Origin of the sequence: Leucobacter triazinivorans, from assembly GCF_004208635.1 — a bacterium.
GTDB lineage: Bacteria > Actinomycetota > Actinomycetes > Actinomycetales > Microbacteriaceae > Leucobacter > Leucobacter triazinivorans.
This window is the reverse complement of sequence record NZ_CP035806.1, coordinates 781568-798533: the sequence shown is the minus strand read 5'-3', so window position 1 is coordinate 798533 and position 16966 is coordinate 781568. Positions and strand designations below refer to the sequence as shown.

At 71.1% G+C, this 16966-nt stretch carries 16 protein-coding genes and 1 riboswitch; of the genes, 13 read left to right on the top strand and 3 right to left on the bottom strand.

The window, feature by feature from the left end:
* Nucleotides 1-64 precede the first annotated feature (64 nt).
* Nucleotides 65-1576 (bottom strand): molybdopterin-dependent oxidoreductase, encoded by a 1512-nt coding sequence (locus EVS81_RS03635; protein ID WP_240739949.1) that lies wholly within the window; start codon nt 1574-1576, stop codon nt 65-67.
* 54 nt (nt 1577-1630) lie between these two features.
* Here EVS81_RS03635 and EVS81_RS03630 point away from each other — a divergent pair, with 54 nt between their 5' ends.
* The 13 genes from EVS81_RS03630 (at nt 1631) to EVS81_RS03570 (ending at nt 14812) form a co-directional block, all read left to right on the top strand.
* Nucleotides 1631-2680: a hypothetical protein gene (locus EVS81_RS03630; protein WP_130109181.1), complete on the top strand. Its 1050-nt coding sequence runs from the start codon at nt 1631-1633 to the stop codon at nt 2678-2680.
* A gap of 82 nt (nt 2681-2762) precedes the next feature.
* Nucleotides 2763-4478, top strand: coding sequence for a cell division protein PerM (locus EVS81_RS03625; RefSeq protein WP_130109180.1), 1716 nt, complete (start codon nt 2763-2765; stop codon nt 4476-4478).
* 6 nt (nt 4479-4484) lie between these two features.
* A riboswitch (TPP riboswitch) is annotated at nt 4485-4594 on the top strand.
* Nucleotides 4588-5739, top strand: coding sequence for a thiamine ABC transporter substrate-binding protein (locus tag EVS81_RS03620; protein WP_130109179.1), 1152 nt, complete (start codon nt 4588-4590; stop codon nt 5737-5739). It overlaps the preceding riboswitch by 7 nt.
* Nucleotides 5740-7410, top strand: a complete 1671-nt coding sequence (locus tag EVS81_RS03615) for an ABC transporter permease (protein WP_130109178.1) — start codon at nt 5740-5742, stop codon at nt 7408-7410.
* Complete coding sequence (locus EVS81_RS03610) at nt 7410-7952, top strand: nucleoside/nucleotide kinase family protein (RefSeq protein ID WP_130109177.1); 543 nt, start codon at nt 7410-7412, stop codon at nt 7950-7952. The genes EVS81_RS03615 and EVS81_RS03610 overlap by 1 nt, the downstream gene beginning before the upstream one ends.
* Nucleotides 7953-8054: 102 nt before the next feature.
* Entirely contained in the window at nt 8055-8666 is a 612-nt protein-coding gene (purN, locus tag EVS81_RS03605; protein WP_130109176.1) for a phosphoribosylglycinamide formyltransferase, read from the top strand.
* Nucleotides 8667-8769: 103 nt separating this feature from the next.
* The gene (gene purH / locus EVS81_RS03600) at nt 8770-10428 is read left to right on the top strand and encodes a bifunctional phosphoribosylaminoimidazolecarboxamide formyltransferase/IMP cyclohydrolase (RefSeq protein ID WP_130109175.1); all 1659 of its coding nucleotides are present in this window, start codon (nt 8770-8772) and stop codon (nt 10426-10428) included.
* A gap of 26 nt (nt 10429-10454) precedes the next feature.
* Nucleotides 10455-10808 (top strand): hypothetical protein, encoded by a 354-nt coding sequence (locus EVS81_RS03595; RefSeq protein WP_130109174.1) that lies wholly within the window; start codon nt 10455-10457, stop codon nt 10806-10808.
* Between the two features lie 321 nt (nt 10809-11129).
* Nucleotides 11130-11402, top strand: coding sequence for a hypothetical protein (locus EVS81_RS03590; RefSeq protein ID WP_130109173.1), 273 nt, complete (start codon nt 11130-11132; stop codon nt 11400-11402).
* A 15-nt stretch (nt 11403-11417) separates the two neighbouring features.
* On the top strand, nt 11418-12044 hold the full coding sequence (locus EVS81_RS03585) for a hypothetical protein (protein WP_130109172.1): 627 nt from the start codon (nt 11418-11420) through the stop codon (nt 12042-12044).
* Between the two features lie 22 nt (nt 12045-12066).
* Nucleotides 12067-13122: a peptidoglycan-binding domain-containing protein gene (locus EVS81_RS03580; RefSeq protein WP_130109171.1), complete on the top strand. Its 1056-nt coding sequence runs from the start codon at nt 12067-12069 to the stop codon at nt 13120-13122.
* Complete coding sequence (locus EVS81_RS03575) at nt 13113-13742, top strand: ATP-binding cassette domain-containing protein (protein WP_130109170.1); 630 nt, start codon at nt 13113-13115, stop codon at nt 13740-13742. The genes EVS81_RS03580 and EVS81_RS03575 overlap by 10 nt, the downstream gene beginning before the upstream one ends.
* The gene (locus EVS81_RS03570) at nt 13739-14812 is read left to right on the top strand and encodes a hypothetical protein (protein ID WP_130109169.1); all 1074 of its coding nucleotides are present in this window, start codon (nt 13739-13741) and stop codon (nt 14810-14812) included. Before EVS81_RS03575 ends, EVS81_RS03570 begins: the two co-directional genes overlap by 4 nt.
* 28 nt (nt 14813-14840) lie before the next feature.
* Here the strand turns inward: EVS81_RS03570 and EVS81_RS03565 are convergent, their stop codons facing one another.
* Nucleotides 14841-15227, bottom strand: a complete 387-nt coding sequence (locus EVS81_RS03565) for an META domain-containing protein (protein ID WP_130109168.1) — start codon at nt 15225-15227, stop codon at nt 14841-14843.
* A 55-nt stretch (nt 15228-15282) separates the two neighbouring features.
* On the bottom strand, nt 15283-16803 hold the full coding sequence (locus EVS81_RS03560) for an aldehyde dehydrogenase (NADP(+)) (protein ID WP_130109167.1): 1521 nt from the start codon (nt 16801-16803) through the stop codon (nt 15283-15285).
* Nucleotides 16804-16966 lie beyond the last annotated feature (163 nt).

The following is a 16966-nucleotide window of genomic DNA, read 5'->3' as shown; positions in this document are numbered from 1 at the left end:
TGCTCGGCGGGCTCGGATCCGGATCCGTGGTCACCGATCCCGGGGGCTCGCCCGCTGGGAGCCGTTACGCAGCGGTGACGCGCACGGTGTGCCAGCCGGTCGCACCGTCGGGTGCGACCGGAGACCGGGCCTCGGTCTGCACCTCGCCCGCCGCGCTGCGCGCCCGGCAGGTGAGCTCGTGCTCGCCGGGGCCGAGATCCACGCGGAGCATCCACTGCACCCACGTGTCATCAGATATCGCGGACGCGAGGTCCGTCGGCCGCCAAGGGCCGCCGTCGACGCGGACCTCCACACCGTCGATGCCGACGTGCGGCTGCCAGGCCACACCCGCGACGACGGTCTCCCCGGCGGGGACCTCCCGCCCGCGCGGCACGTCGATGCGCGACTGCAGCTTGATCGGACCGCGGGCCGACCAGCCGCGATCCGTCCAGTACGCCGTGGCCCGGTCGAAACGGGTGACCTCGAGCTCCACGACCCACTTCGTGGCCGAGACGTAGCCGTACAGGCCGGGCACGACCAGCCGCGCCGGGAACCCGTGCTCGAGGGGCAGCGGCTCGCCGTTCATGCCGATGGCGAGGATCGCGTTGCGCTCGTCGACCAGCGCCTCGAGCGGCGTGCCCGCGGTGAATCCGCCCTGCGCGCGGGAGAGCACCATGTCGGCCTCCGGCCTCACGCCGGCGCGGGCGAGCAGGTGCCGGATCGGGTACCCCAGCCAGACGGCCGTGCCGACCAGATCTCCTCCGACCTCGTTCGACACGCAGCTGAGCGTGGTCACGGACTCCTCGAGCGGAAGTGCGAGCAGCTCGTCCCAGGTGAGCACCACCTCGCGATCGACGAGTCCGTGGATGCGCAGCTCCCACTCCGACGGGTCGAGCTGCGGCACGATGAGCGCGGTGTCGATGCGGTAGAACTCGGGGTTCGGCGTGATGACCGGCTCGAGCCCCGGCACGGCGAGCTCGGCGCCCGCCGGCACCGCCGCGACGGCGGTCGCGGCCGGCAGGCGCAGTGCGCGGCGGATGGCGCGCACGGAACGGTCGGCCGTCCGCCCCAGAGTCGAGGCGACGACGGCCGCAGCGCCCAGGACCGCCGCGGAGCCGCTCGCCACGAGGAAGCCGCGGCGCGACACGGGTCCTGAGCCGCCGCGCGCACGCGGCCGGACGAACACGTGGATGCAGAGGATCCCGGTGGCTGCCGCGAGGATCGACGGGACCGCGGCGAGCGGGTCGGGCTGATCCCGGGTGAGGCTCGCCAGCAGTCCGAGTGCCCCGATCGACCCGACGAGCACGGCGCCCCAGGGCGGCCGTGCGCGCTGCAGGATGCCCGCCGCCGCGCCCAGAGCGGCGAGCGCGAGGCCGATCAGCGCGAGCAGGGCGAGCTTGTCTGCGGTGCCGAACAGCGCGATGACGAGATCCTTCGCCCACGCCGGAGCAAGATCGATGATCGCCGAGCCGATGGTCGCCACCGGGCTCGAGGCCGGAGCCAGCACCAGGGCGGCGACCTCGCCGGCCCCGGTGGCCGCGATGGCGGCCGAGATCCCCGCCCAGGCAGCGGCGCCGGTGCTCATCCGCTCCGTCATGCTCCGAGGATACGCCGCCGCTCGCGACGCCGGAAGGCTCGTAGACTGGGAGTCATGACTGCACCCCAGGGAGCGCACCTCGTCGGCAGCATCAACTTCGACGATGCCGAGACGACCATCCGCACCGCCGCCGAGCACCTCGGAGACCGACTCAAGCGCATCCCCGACGGCGAGGTGGGCGAGCGATTCCACTGGATCGTCTTCCAGGCCGATCGTCTGGGGCAGGCCGCCGGCATCGAGCGCGTGGGCGACACCCCGATCCCGCTGCGCACGCTCGACATGCGCCCGGTGCGCATCGCCGACGGAGTGCGGGCCGAGGATCTCGAGCTGCCGCCGCTCGGCTACGCCGACGCGGCGCTCGACTCCTGGGAGGTGTTCTCCCGGCTGAAGGCGGCGGGCGCCGTGCCCGCGGCGACGCGCTTCCAGGTCTCTCTGCCCACGCCGCTCGGAGTGGTGGGGAGCTTCGTCGCCGCGGCCGACCGCGCGGCGTTCGAACCCGTCTACGAGGCGGCGCTCGCCGCCGAGCTGGAGCGGATCCTCGCCGCGATCCCGCACGACGAACTGGCGATCCAGTGGGATGCGGCCCTGGAGTTCGCGATGCTCGAGGGGCTGCGGGGCTACACTGGCGAGCCCTACGAGTGGTTCGACGACGTGTGGGCCGGCACGAGCGAGCGGCTCGCGCGGCAGATCGACCGGGTGCCCGGCGACGTCGAGGTCGGGGTGCACCTCTGCTACGGCGACGTGGCCGAGAAGCACTTCGTCGAGCCGGCCGACACCGCCAACCTCGTGCGCTTCGCGAACCTCGCGGTCGCCGCTGCCGCACGCCCGCTGACCTGGGTGCACCTGCCCGTGCCGATCGAGCGCGACGACGACGCCTACTTCGCGCCGCTGGAAGAGCTGCGCATCCCGGAGACGACGGAGCTCTACCTCGGGCTCGTGCATCGGGAGGACGGCGCTGCGGGAGCGGGCCGACGAATCGCCGCGGCCGAGCGGCACGTCCACCGCCCATTCGGCGTCGCTACCGAGTGCGGCTTCGGCCGTGCGCCCGAGGGCGCGGCGGTTCCGCTCTTCGAAACCCACCGCGCCGTCGCCGCCGCCTGGTGACGGCCGGCGCCGGTTCGCGCGCCGTCGCTCGGCGCGTTCCGCACGAGACGTCTCCCAACGCCGCAGAGTAAGCTTCTGGTCGATGAGATCCATAGTGACGGCGGCGATCGCGGCGATCGAGGCGGCTGCCGTCGGGCTCGCCGGGCTCGTGATCGTCGCCGTACCGGCCCTGCTGCTGTGGGTCGTGACGTTCGAGCTCGCAGCCGAGCCGTCGACGGTGCTCTCCGCCATCGGCGGAATCTGGTTGCTCGCGCACTGGGTGCCGATGGGCTTCCAGCTCGACCCCGAGACGGCGCTGGGCCTGGGACAGCCGCCCGAGGATCTGAGCTTCGCGCTCTCGCTGGCGCCGCTCGGCCTCACCCTCATCACGGTGCTGCTCGCCGCCCGCGCCGGTTGGCGTTTCGGGGGTCGCGGGGGCACCGGAGCCGCCGGCGTGCTCGGCGGAGCCCTGGGATTCGGTGCCATCGGCCTGCTGGTGGTGTCGGTGGTCTCGCCGAGCACGGCGTGGCCGGGCTGGCTCGTGACGCTGGTGATCGCGTCGGTCTACGGAGCGGTCGCGGCGGTCGCGTTCGTCGCCCGTGCCGCGCGCGACGACCACGCGTGGTGGACCTCGGTGCTGCGTGCGGTGCAGCGCGGATCGGCGTTTCTCGGCTGGGGCGACGCGGCGACGCTCCCCGCCCGCGCCGCGCAGACCGTGCTGCTCGCCATCGCCCTGCTCGCCGCGGCGATCGGAGTCGCTGCGCTCGCGCTCGCCGTCGCCCTCGTCGTCGGCTATCCCGAGATCATCGGACTCACCCAGAGCCTGCAGCTCGACCCGCTGGGATCGGTGCTGCTCTTCCTGATCCAACTCGCACTGGTGCCGGTGGCGGTCGCGTGGGCGCTCGCCTGGCTGACCGGCGCCGGCTTCTCCGTGGGGGCGGGAAGCTCGGTCACTCCGTTCGAGACGCTGCTCGGACCGATGCCGGCGCTCCCGCTCTTCGGGGCGATCCCGCAGGGATGGGACGCACTCGGGGCGCTGGCACCGGCGCTGCTCGTACTGACAGGCCTGGGGGTCGGGATCCTCGCCTCGCGCCGACCCGAGGCGCGCCGAGCCCCGTGGAGCGCCGCCCTCGTGATCCCGGTCGTCGCCGCGGCGATCGCGGGGCTCGCGATCGCGGGTCTCTGCGCGCTGGCGAGCGGATCCCTGGGGCCCGGGCGTCTCGCGGAGGCCGGAGTGCACCCGTGGCGCACGGGAGGACTCGCCGCGGCCGAGCTCGGGATCGGCCTGGTGCTCGGCGTGGTGGCGGGCAGGGTGGACTACGCGCGGATCCGCACCGCGATGTCGCGCGGCGTGCCGGGTGCGGAGATGTTCGAGCGCGTGCGGGGCCGGCGCGATCCGCATGCCCGGGAGGCGGCCGGACAGGAGACCTCGCCGCTCGACGACGCGCTCGAGACGGTGCCGCTCGACGACGCTCTGGAGACGGTGCCGCTCGACGACGCGATCCGCGATGCGCGGGATTCCACCGGCGTCGACCCCGGCCCCGGCGTCTCCGACGGAGCCGATCGCGACGCGCGGGGTGCGGCGCCCGAAGCACCAGCTGCCGAGGAGCCCGACCGGAGCGATGCTTCGGGCGACGGCTCGGGCGGCTCGGGCGGCTCGGACGTCACTGCCGCGCCGGGGGAGCCCCGAAAGCCCAAGGATCCCGAGGAGGACGAGCTGCTGCGCGCGTTCGCGTGGGATCGCGATGACGTCGGCGGCGACCGCGACACCGCCCGCGCCCGGCGCACCGGTTGGCGCTGGCCGCGCAGGAGCGACTAATCTGGAGGGGCAATCCACGGGAGTCCGCACGCGGCGGGCTGAGAGGGAGCACGCGAGCTCCGACCGTTCAACCTGATCTGGTTCATGCCAGCGGAGGAAGGAAGCCTCGATGACGTCTGCACGCTTCTCGAAGAGTCTCGGATACCGGGCGGCGCCGCCGGCCGTCGCGCTCGCCGTCGCAGGGGGGCTCGCACTCGCGGGCTGCGCGGCGACACCGTCCGACGGGCCCGGCCAGGCCGGCGGGGACGCCGCCGGCACCGTCACCCTCGCCGTGCACGACTCGTTTCCCAACGAGGCGTTCGCGGAGGCCGCGAGCGAGGCGACGGGCTACGAGGTCGAAGTGGTCTCGGCGGGAGACGGCGGCGAGCTGACCAACACGCTCGTGCTCACGAAGGGGGCGCCCATCGCCGACGCCTTCTTCGGCGTCGACACCATCTTCGCGTCGCGCATCGTCGAGAACGACGTCGTCGTGCCGCACCGTCCCGTCGGCTTCCCCGAGAGCGGGAACGACTACGCGATCCTCGATCCCGAGGCGGAGGCGGAGGCCTCCGCTGACGCGGGCGGCGCAGGCGAGACGCCGTTCGCACTCGTGCCGGTCGATCTCGGGGCGGTCTGCATCAACGTCGACAGCGACTGGTTCGCCGCCGAGGGCGTCGCCGAGCCCCGGAGCTACGAGGATCTCGCAGATCCCGCGTACCGTGACCTGACCGTGCTGCTGGATCCGACCGCCTCGTCGACCGGGGCCTCGTTCCTCGTCGGCACGGTCGCGGAGTTCGGCGAGGACGGGTTCGCCGACTACTGGTCGCGTCTCGCGGACAACGGCGCGCGGATCGAGCAGGGGTGGAGCGATGCCTACTATGGCCAGTTCACCCAGGGCGGAGAGGGCGGCACCCGGCCGATCGTGCTCTCGTACGCGTCCTCCCCGGCGTTCACCGTGTCCGAGGACGGGTCCGCGTCGTCGACGAAGGCGCTGCTCGACACCTGCACGCGCCAGGTCGAGTACGCGGGTGTGCTCGCCGGCGCGGCCAACGAGGCGGGTGCGAGGGCGGTGGTCGACTACCTCGTCTCGTCCGAGTTCCAGCAGACGATCCCCGACGCTATGTACATGACGCCCGTCGACGACTCGATCGAAATGCCGGAGGCCTGGGCGCGCTTCGCCCCCGAGCCCGGGCCCGACCAGACCCACGACCTGCCCGCAGCGGACATCGAGCGCGGCCGCGAGGGCTGGCTGAAGACCCTGAGCGAGCAGATCGGGCTCTAGGTGCACCGCGGGAGCGCGTGGGGCGTCGCCGCCTGGACCCTGGCCGCGGCGATCCCGCTCGCGTTCCTCGCCGTCTTCTTCCTGTGGCCGGTCGCGTCGCTCGTTGCCACGGGATTCGTCGACGACGGGCGCTTCGATCCGAGCGGGATCCCCGAAGTCTTCGCTGCCCCGCGCACCTGGCGGGTCATCGGACAGACGCTGGCCCAGGCGGGCCTTGCGACGCTGCTCTCCATCGCGCTCGGTCTTCCGGCCGCCTACGTGCTCTACCGGCTCGATTTTCCGGGCAGGACCGCGCTGCGCGGGCTGCTGACCGTGCCGTTCGTGCTGCCGACCGTGGTGGTGGGGGTCGCTTTCTCCGCGCTGCTCGGGCCCGGCGGACCGCTCGCGCCGCTGGGGCTGGAGCGCAGCATGACCGTCATCGTCGCCGCGCTCGCGTTCTTCAACGTGACCGTCGTCGCGCGGACGGTCGGCAGTTTCTGGGCCAGGCTCGACCGCAGTTCGGAGCTCGCCGCCCGCGTGCTCGGCGCGGGCCGGGTGCGCGCCTGGGTCACCGCGACGCTGCCCGCGCTGACACCGGCGATCGCCTCCGCTGCGTCGCTGGTGTTCCTCTTTAGCTCGACCTCGTTCGGGATCGTGCTCATCCTCGGCGGCCGCGAGTTCTCCAACGTCGAGACGGAGATCTACCGGCTCACAGTGCAGTTCCTCGACCTGCGCAGCGCTGCCGTGCTCTCGCTCGCGCAGTTCGCCATTGTCGGCGCGAGTCTCGTCGTCTCGGCGCGACTGCGCCGATCGGGGGAGCGCGCGGTCGAGCTGCGCGAGGAGACCGATCGCGCCGCTCGGCCGGGGCGCGGAGACCTCCCCGTGCTGCTCGTGTTCGGGGCGACGACGCTGCTGCTGCACGCGGCCCCCGTACTCGCCCTCATCGCACGGTCCCTGCGCGATCGCGACGGCGCGTGGTCGCTCGCCAACTACGCCGCCCTCGTGCGGCCGCCGGAGGAGTGGCCCCTCGACGGCTCCGTGCTCGAAGCCATCGGGCTGTCGTTCCGCCTGGCGGTCGCCGCGGCGGCGATCGCGATGGTGCTCGGGATCCTCATCGCACTCGTGCTCTCGCGGCGGCCGGCGTCCGCGACCCTCAGGCGGAGCCTCGCGGTCTTCGACGGCCTCGTGATGCTGCCGCTCGGGGTATCGGCGGTCACCCTCGGATTCGGGCTGCTGCTCACCATGCACCGTCCGCTCGGCATCGGATTCGATCTGCGCACCTCGGTCGTGCTGATCCCGATCGCGCAGGCGCTCGTATCGCTGCCGCTCGTGGTGCGCACGCTGCTGCCCGTGCTGCGCGGCATCGACCCGCAGTTGCGCTTCGCCGCGGGGGTGCTCGGGGCGAGGCCGTTCGCGGTGCTGCGCACGATCGACCTGCCCATGCTCGGCCGATCGGCCGGGCTGGCGCTGGGCTTCGCGTTCGCCGTGTCGCTCGGGGAGTTCGGTGCCACCTCGTTCCTCGTGCGCCCCGGCGCGCAGACCCTCCCCGTGGTGGTGGCCGAGCTGATCGGGCATCAGGCTCCGGGCAGCTACGGAGCCGGCCTGGCCGGAGCGGTGGTGCTCGCGGTGATCACCGCTGCGGTCATGCTGCTTGCCGAGCGGCTGCGCGTCGACGGTAAGGTTGAGTTCTGATGCCTGGGTACGACCTCGAAGTCCTCGACGCGATGCTGATCGACGGCCGCTCCGGCGCGGGCAAGACCGATCTTGCCGCGCGGATCGCCAATCGGCTGCGCGAGATCGGACGCGAGCCGCAGCTCTTGCGCGTCGAGGATCTGTACCCGGGATGGGACGGACTCGCCGCGGGATCCCGCGCCCTCGCCGAGGCCCTCGACTCCGGCGCGTACCGGCGCTACGACTGGGCGGCCGAGGCGTTCGCCGATCGGGTGGCCGTGACGACGGATCGCCCGTTGCTCGTGGAGGGCTGCGGGGCCGTCACCGCGCGCAACCTGGCCGCCGCGCGACGGTGGGCCGATCGCGCGGCGGGGCCGGGGCGGGGCGCGATCGTGCGGAGCGTCTGGATCGAGTGCCCGGTCGAGGTGCGGCGATCCCGCGCGCTCTCGCGGGACGGGGAGACCTACGCCCCGCACTGGGAGCGCTGGGCGGCGCAGGAGGACCGTCTCTTCGGCGAGCATCAGCCGTGGTTGCTCGCCGATGAAGTGCTGCACTGCGCCTGAGGCTGGACTCGGACCTGCGCCTGAGGCCCCGCGCGGCAGTGCGCCTGAGCCCGAACCCGGCACTGCGCCTGAGCCCGCGCTCCGGAACGGTAGACTGGGGGAGTGCTGAAACTTGCGGTTCTGATCTCCGGCGGCGGCAGCAACCTGAAAGCGCTGCTCGACGCTGCCGCGGATCCGCAGTTCCCGGCGCGCATCGTCTGCGTCGGGTCCGACACCGATGCCCCGGGGCTGGCGCACGCCGAGGCGGCGGGCGTGCCGACCTTCGTCGTGCGCCCCGGCGACTCCGACTCCCGTGAGGAGTGGGGACAGGTGCTCGCCGCGGCTATCCAGGAGCACGGAGTCGGGACCGGCCCCGAGCCGGGTCTCGTGGTGAGCGCGGGCCTCATGCGCATCCTGCCCGCGGGGTTCGTGCGGGAGTTCTCGCCGCACCTCATCAACACCCACCCTGCGCTGCTGCCGCTCTACCCCGGCGCGCACGCCGTGCGCGACGCGCTGGCCGCCGGTGCGACCGAGACGGGCGTCACGGTGCACATCATCGACGAGGGGGTGGACACGGGGCCGGTGCTGCGGCAGGCCGCGGTGGAGGTGCGCGAGCACGATTCCGAGGAAGAACTGCACGAGCGCATCAAGCGCCTCGAACGCCCGCTGCTCGTGGAGACCGTGCGCGAGATCGCGCTCGGCGAGCTGGATCTCGCCGGCCTAGCATCTCGCTGACCCATCCCGTCATCCTGCGCGAGCGGAGCGAGTCGCAGGATCCAGAACCGAACCGAACAGACTCTGCGACTCCGCGCAGAACGACCCCCCACGAAGGAGCCCGATGGCAGTCCAGAGCCACGACCCCAGCCTGTACGAGCACCGCGACGTCGTCCCGGTGCGGCGGGCGCTCATCTCGGTGAGCGACAAGACCCGTCTGCTCGACCTCGCGGCGGCCCTCGCCGAGTCGGGAGTCGAGATCGTGTCGACGGGCTCCACTGCCGCGAGCATCCGGGAGGCCGGCCACGCCGTCACCGATGTCTCAGAGGTCACCGGATTCGCCGAGGCGCTCGACGGTCGGGTGAAGACGCTGCACCCCGCGGTGCACTCGGGGCTGCTCGCAGACCTGCGCCTCGCCGATCATCGCGCCCAGCTCGAGCAGCTCGGCTTCACCGCGTTCGAGCTCGTCGTCGTCAACCTCTACCCCTTCGAGCAGACCGTGGCCTCGGGCAAGCCGGCCGCCGACGTCATCGAGAACGTCGACATCGGCGGCCCCGCCATGGTGCGGGCCACGGCGAAGAACCACGCCAACGCCGCCATCGTGGTCTCGCCGCAGCGCTACGACGAGGTGATCGCGGCCGTGCGCGCCGGCGGCACGAGCCTGGCCCAGCGCCGCGCGCTCGCGACCGAGGCGTTCGTGCACACCGCGCAGTACGACGCCGCGGTGGCGAACTGGTTCCTGGACCAGGAGGATCGCGGCTGGGGCGACGCACCGGACGACGAGACCCCGGAGGGCGAGCCCTCGATCGACAGCATCTTCGAGAGCGCTGAAGGATACGTGGGGTACGAGATCTTCGGCCTGCGCGACGCCGTGCTGCGCTACGGCGAGAACAGCCACCAGCGCGCGGCGCTCTTCACCGAGAACGAGGGGGCCGGCATCGCCCAGGCGACCCAGCTGCACGGGAAGGAGATGTCGTACAACAACTACGTCGACGCCGACGCCGCGCTGCGCGCGGCGTTCGACCATGAGCGCCCCGCCGTGGCGATCATCAAGCACGCCAACCCCTGCGGCATCGCCGTCGCCCCTGCCGACGCCGATGACCCGATCGCGGCAGCCCACGCCCTCGCCCACGCCTGCGACCCGATGTCGGCGTTCGGGGGCGTGATCGCTGCGAACCGCGAGGTCACCGCTCAGATGGCCGAGACCGTCTCCGGCATCTTCACCGAGGTGATCGTGGCGCCCGGCTTCGAGCCGGAGGCGCTCGCCATCCTCACGCAGAAGAAGAACCTGCGACTGCTGGTCCTGCCGGCCGACTTCGCGCCGAATCCCGTCGAACTGCGGCAGGTGTCTGGCGGCTTCCTGCTGCAGGACGCCGATCGCTCGTTCGCGCCGGCGTCGGACTGGGAGCTCGCCACCGGAGCCCCCGCCGATCCCGAGACGCTCGCCGAGCTCGAGTTCGCCTGGCGCGCCTGCCGGGCCGTGAAGTCGAACGCCATCCTGCTGGCCGCGGGGGGCGCCTCGGTCGGAGTGGGCATGGGGCAGGTCAATCGGGTCGATTCCTGCCGCCTCGCCGTCGAGCGCGCCGGAGATCGCGCGTCGGGCGCCGTCGCGGCGTCGGACGCGTTCTTCCCCTTCGCCGACGGCCTGCAGGTGCTGCTCGACGCGGGGGTGCGCGCGGTCGTGCAGCCCGGCGGCTCCGTGCGCGACGCGGAAGTGATCGCGGCAGCGGAGGCGGCCGGCGTCACGATGTACTTCACCGGCGAACGGCACTTCTTCCACTGATCGTGGAGGCGTGAAAGAGAGGGAATATGGAAATCGTCAAGGGGATTCTGGTCGTTCTGCACCTCGTCGGCTTCGGTGCGGTCTTCGGCAGCACGCTGGCGCAGCTGCCCGCCGTGAAGGAGGCCAAGGCTCGCATCACGCCGGGGATCCTGCACGGCGCGTCGTTGCTGTTCGCAACGGGGCTTCTGCTGGTCGCATCGATCTACATGCTGGGCGGCGAGCCGAACAACGCGAAGATCGGTGTCAAGACGCTCGTGCTCATCGCGATGATCGTGGTCATCCTCGTCAATCGCAAGAAGGAGAGCGTCTCGGGCGGCGTGCTCGGCGCCATCGCCGGTCTCTCGCTGCTCAACGTGGTGCTGGCGGTGCTCTGGCGCTGAGTCGGCGAAGCAGCAGCAGGAAAGGGGCGGGGTCCACGGATCCCGCCCCTTCTGCGTGTGAGCCCGCCTCTCGCTGCTGAGCGAGGGCGCCGCTCTTCCGGAGGCAACGCTGTCTTGTGGCCGTGACGATGCGGCGTCTTGCGCTGTCGATTTCATGTGCTAATTCATGGCGTCTCTGATGTATTCAGTGATCATTGAATGAGATAACTATCAGCTTGCAGTTCGATATCGGTATGGATAGCATGAAGATCGCTTTGCTGATTCATGAATAAAAATCATGGCAATCAGGCATGATTACACAAAAAATCAAAGGAGATTATCATGAACAAGCGAATTGGTGCATTGCTGGGAGCGATCGCCATCGCGTCGACTGCGGTCGTCGGGTTCACTCTCTCCGACGCCGCACCGGCTGAGGCCGCCGGGTGCGCGACGGCATACACCTACAGTGCGACGAACCAGCGCTGCAACCAGGCCCGCCACTGGAACAGCGGCTCCTTCGGTACGAGCTACGCAGCCTGGGTTGTGAAGAGGAGCACCTCGTACCAGCCGTTCTGCTCCCCCGGCGTCAAGAATTACGGCTCTCAGGCGCGCTAGAGCGAGGGGGCAGCGGTGACGCATGTGCGGATCGCGCTGGTCGCGGTGTGCGGTGCTGTTCTGTTCCTCTCCGGGTGCTCGGGGGTGGATCCCGGAGGCTCCGCCTCCGCCGCGGGAACGGGCCCGAGCGCGGCCTCGGGAAGCGCCCCCGAGTTCGACGGCCCGTGGGCGTCGACGTTCTCGAGCATGTATGAGCGCGCGGGGTCGGACTTCGAGCGCCAGGTGCTCTCGGACGGGAAGGTCACCGACCAGGAGTATGCTGAGACGCTCGACCGTTTCACCGAGTGCCTCTCGGCATATGGGCACTACGACATCGACTTCGGCGACGACGGGGGTTTCACCTTCAACTCTCCCAAGGGATCGAACGACGATGAGGGTGTCGCCCAGGTGGAGCAGTGCTCCAAGGAATCGGGAGAGGGGGGCATCAACGCCCTCTACCACTGGATGAAGCGGAATCCCGAGAATCTCGACGAGTCCACCATCATGGCCGCGTGCCTGGTGAGGAAGGGGGCGGTCGACCCGTCGTACTCGGCTACCGACTTCGATCAGAACCAGGCCGTGGAAGACTTCCCGTATCTCAGCGGGCACGGCCGGAACGATCTCGTGGAGTGCTCCACCGATCCTCTGGGGCTCTTCGAGTGAGCCGGAGGAGGTCGATCTTCGGATGAGGCGACGACTCCCACGTCTCGGGCTCTCGGCTCTCACCCTGCTCGTCGCAGCGGCGGTGGGGGCCGCCACTGCACTGGCGATCACCGCAGGCCTGCTCTCCTCCGCCCACGGCACGCCCTCGACCCTGCGCGACGCCGAAACGGTGACCGCCGTCCCTGTCATCCAGCGGGAGTACGACGACGCCCGCGCCGTCGAGGTCGGTTTCTCGATGGGCGCCGATGGGGTGCTCCAGGCGCCGATGGCGGGCAAGGCGACCCGCTTCGTGTGCAGCGCGGGATCGGAACTCGCCTCGGGCGAGTCGGTGCTCTCAATCGATGGACGGCCCGTGCTGAGCCTCGCGACGTCGGTCCCGCTCTGGCGCGACATCCCGGTCGGCGCATCCGGCGCCGATGTCACGGCGCTGCAGCAGGAACTCGCGCGACTCGGCTACGAGGTCGCGACCGACGGCACGATGTGGCCCGACGCGATCGCAGCCGTCTCGGATCTGATCCACCGAGCAGGCGACACCGACTTCGCCGAACCGATCGTTCCCCTCGAGAGGGTCCTCTGGATTCCGGCCGCCTCCACGCCGATCAAGACCTGCACTGTCTCGATCGGGGCGAGCGTTGCACCGGGCGACGCGCTTGCGGATACTCCCGGCGCCCTCTCCAGCGCGGCAGTCGCACGCCTGCCGGCGGACCTCATCGAGGGCGCGCGCTCGCTGCTCATCGACGGTGAGAGCCTGAAGGTCTCCGAGAGCGGGGAGGTGACGGATGCGGCGGCGCTGCAAGCGCTCGCCCTCACTCCCTCGTTTACCGCGGCGCTCGGCGAATCGGCGACGTCGGTCTCAGCGAAGTTCGCGCTAGAGAACCCGATCGAGATCGCGGTGGTCCCGCCTCCCGCGATCTTCGCCGTCGAAGATTCGAACGGCTGCGTGCTGGACCGCGACGGGAAGCCTTACCGGGTGCGGATCATCGGCTCAGAACTCGGCCAGAGCTTCATCGTCTTCGATGTGAAGGAGGCTCCGGCCGAAGTGCTGCTGAAGCCGGACGGAGCCGCAGCATGCGAGTGAGCGCGTACCGGCTGGGGCATCGCTTCGGGGACGGGCACTGGCTGTTCCGGGGGCTGACTGCGGACTTCCTCCCCGGTCACGTCTACGCGCTCACCGGCCCATCGGGCTCGGGCAAGAGCACGCTGCTCAGCCTGCTCGCCGGATGGGAGGCGCCCCTCGAAGGATCGGTCAAGCGGATCGGCGACGGCAGGGTCGCCTGGGTGTTTCAGAACCCTCATGGCGTTCCGAACCGTACCGCGCTCGATCACGTCGCGCTTCCGGGTCTCGCCCGTGGTGAGGAGCCGGCCCGTGCCGACGCCGATGCGCGCCTGCTGCTCGAGCGGTTCGGGCTCGCGCGTGTCGCCGGTCGGCCGTTCAGCGCGCTCTCCGGAGGAGAGGCGCAGCGTCTCATGCTCGCGCGCGGCATCGCTTGCGAGCCGGCACTGCTGCTCGTCGACGAACCGACGGCGCAGCTCGACCTCGCCACAGCACGTGAGGTGAACGACTCGCTCGCGCGGATCTCCGCCGAAGACACGATCGTCGTCGTGGCGACGCACGATGAGCGGACGCGCGACGCCTGCACCGACATCGTGGACCTCCGGAAGTATCAGGTCGCCCCGTCTCGGGATGCCGGACCGTGAGGCTGCGTGCGATCCTTCGCGAGGCCGGCCGGAACATCGCGTCCGGGACCGCGCGCACGGTGCTGCTGGCCTCGCTGCTCTCTATCGTGACGACGGGCCTGGTCGCCGCGGAACTCCTCGCGGTACGCACCATCTCGGACGACGCTCTGCGGTATCAACGGTCCGGGGCCTCGATCATGACCATCACCGCCCCGGGGCGCATCGACGGTGCTGCATGCGATGCGCTTGCGACGGTTCCCAACGCGCGTGCGAGCGGCGCCGTCAGATCCATGGAGACCGGGATCGCCGCGTCCACGCTCCCATCCTCGACGATTCCGCTGTTCGAGGTCACCGGCGGCTTCCCCGACCTGCTCGATCCGCAGCGTGACGATGCGGCCGGCGTCTACCTCTCCCGGGACGCCGCGAACGCGCTGGGCGTCGAGTCGGGCGAGGAGTTCCCTGCGAGGTACTCCGCACCCGTCGCAGTGGCCGGCGTCTACGAGTATCCCTCGGACGGCAGACGTTCGGGCTTCGGGTATGCCGCCCTGGCGCCGGCCGGCTCGAACGGCCGGTTCGACGAGTGCTGGGTGGACGTCTGGCCGACCTCGGATGAGATCCCCGCGCTCATGCAGACCACCCTCGCGAGCGGAGGCGAGAACGCGGAGCCTCCAGCGCTGGCGCAGCTCAACCCCTCGCTCGGACGAGCATTCGACGGCGCGGAACGATTCGAGCAGCGGATCACCCGCTTCGCGGCCGGCGCTGCGGGCGCGACCGCCCTCGGGCTCGGCTGCGTCGCGATGCGAACGCGAAGGCTCCAGCTCGCGTCCGCGATGCACGCCGGAATGAAAAAGACCGATCTCGCGTGCATCTCAGGGCTCGAAGTGCTCTCCTGGGTCGCGCCCGCGGTGGTGTTCTCGGGAATGGCCGCCGCCGCGTTCGCCGCGAGCGGGATCCCGGCGGATGCTCCGTCAGCGGCCGTCCTCGGCCTGCGCATCATCGCCCCGGCTGCCGTGTTCGCATTCCTCGGATCGGGCCTGGCGCTCGCGGCGACTCGAGAGACGCACCTCTTCCGATACTTCAAGAACCGCTAGCTGCGCTCGCTCGACCGGCCGGGACGTCCTAGGAGCCGCTCTGGCGCGCGAGCGTTCCGATCTGCTGGCCGTCCTCGTCGAGGAAGGCCAGCGCATCTCCCTCGAGCGTCGCTGTGCGCGCCTCGGAGAGCCAGGTGTCGACGCCCTCGCAGAACATGAGGGTCGAGCGCATCATGCCGAGATCGACGGTGGTGCCGCTCACCGTGTAGGCGCCGCCGACGCGATTGCAGCCGTCGGTGCCGCTGTACTCGCCCTCGGCGTCGTCGGCGCCCGCGGTGAACTCCAGCGACGGGCTGCCCTCGTTCTCCGGGTCGCCCCAGACGCCGACGAGATCGGTGCTGGCCGCGGCGGCGCATGCGGACAGTCCGAGGAGCGCGGTCGCCAGCAGGCCCAGAACCGCAAGTGTCTTCTTCATAGCCTCAGCATAGAGCCGTCGAGCGGATTTCCGCAGTGATTTTCAGCGGGGCGTGTCAGTGCCAGCGGTGTCCCCAGCTCTTGGATTCTCCGGCGGGTGCGATGGATTGTGGCACGCTGAGGGGGTTGTCGTCGCGGAGGGGTGCGGGGAGGAATGCGGTGGGGGCGTTCTGGTAGGCGACGGGGCGGAGGAATCGGGTGATGGCGGCGGTGCCGACGGAGGTGCTGGAGTCGTTGGTGGTGGCGGGCCAGGGGCCGCCGTGTTGTTGTGCGGGGGTGACGGCGACGCCGGTGGACCAGCCGTTGAAGAGGACGCGTCCGACTTGCTGGGCGAGGGCGTCGACGAGGGCGTGCAGTTCGGCGGCGTTGGGGGTGTCGCCGGTGGCTTCGTCTGCGCTGAGGTGGAGGGTGCCGGTGAGGTTGCCTTCGGTGAACTCGGGCATGAGGGCGGCGTGGTCGGTGTCGGCGGGGGTTTCGACGAGGATGGAGAGGGGGCCGAAGGCTTCTTCGACGAGGGCTTCCTTGCTGTGGCGGAAGTCGTCGAGGGAGACGGCGACGATGGTGGGGGTGGCCCAGCCGTGCCCGTGCTCGTCGAAGCGGATGCCGCCGTCGATGACGGGGCGCACGCCGGGGGAGGCGAGGATCGCGTCGCGGCGCTCGGCGAAGCTTCGCGCGATGCGGGGGTCGAGGAGGCGGTGCTCGGGGAGTTCGTCGGCTGCGGCGCGGATCGCCTCGGGGAGGGCGGATCCTGCGGGGATGAAGGCGAAGCCGGGTTTGGTGCAGAGCTGTCCGGCGGAGCCTGAGACGCTGGTGAGGTAGCCGCTCGCGATCACGTCGGCGCGTTCGGCGATGGCGCCGGCGGTGATGAAGACGGGGTTGACGCTGCCGAGTTCGCCGTAGAACGGGATGGGGGCGGGGCGGTTCGCGGCGATGTCGGCGAGGAGGCGGCCGACGGTGATGGAGCCGGTGAAGGCGCCCGCTTTGATGCGGGGATCCTTGAGGACGGCGACGCCGGCTTCGCGGCCGTGGATGAGGTGGAACACGCCGTCGGGCATGCCGGCGGCGGCGAGGGCGGTCGCGGCGACCTCGGCGGTCGCGTCGGAGAGTTCGGGGTGGCCGGAGTGGGCTTTGACGATCAGGGGGCAGCCGGCGGCGAGGATCGCGGCGGAGTCGCCGCCCATGACGGAGAACGCGAAGGGGAAGTTGGAGGCCGAGAAGTTGATGACCGGGCCGAGGGGCAGGTGGGTGCGGCGGATGTCGGGGCGCACGCCGAGGGCGAAGTCGGGGTCTGCGGGATCGATGCGGGCGTCGAGGTAGCCGCCGTCGACGAGGGTGTCTGCGAAGAGGCGCAGCTGCACGGCGGTGCGGGTGACCTCGCTGGAGAGGCGGGCTTCGGTGAGGCCGGTCTCGCGGATGCCGATGGTGACGAGGTCGCTCTTCGCGGTTTCGAGCGCATCGGCGACGGCGACGATCGCGCGGGCGCGGTCTTCGGGGCTGGTCGCGGCGAACGCGGGAGCTGCCGCGGCGGCGCGCGCGACGACGGCCTCGAGCTCGGGAGAGAGGGTCTCGTGGGACATGCGGGTTCCTTAGTGTTCGGGTGCCGATGCAGCCGCTCTGTCGATGGAGCGGAGTATGAGGCCATCCTGGCATGAAGCGTTGTCGTCGCCTGTGGCAGAAACGCACACTCCCGCAGGCGTGAACCGTGCGGGAGTGTGCGTGCGAAGTGCTGGCAAGGCCCCC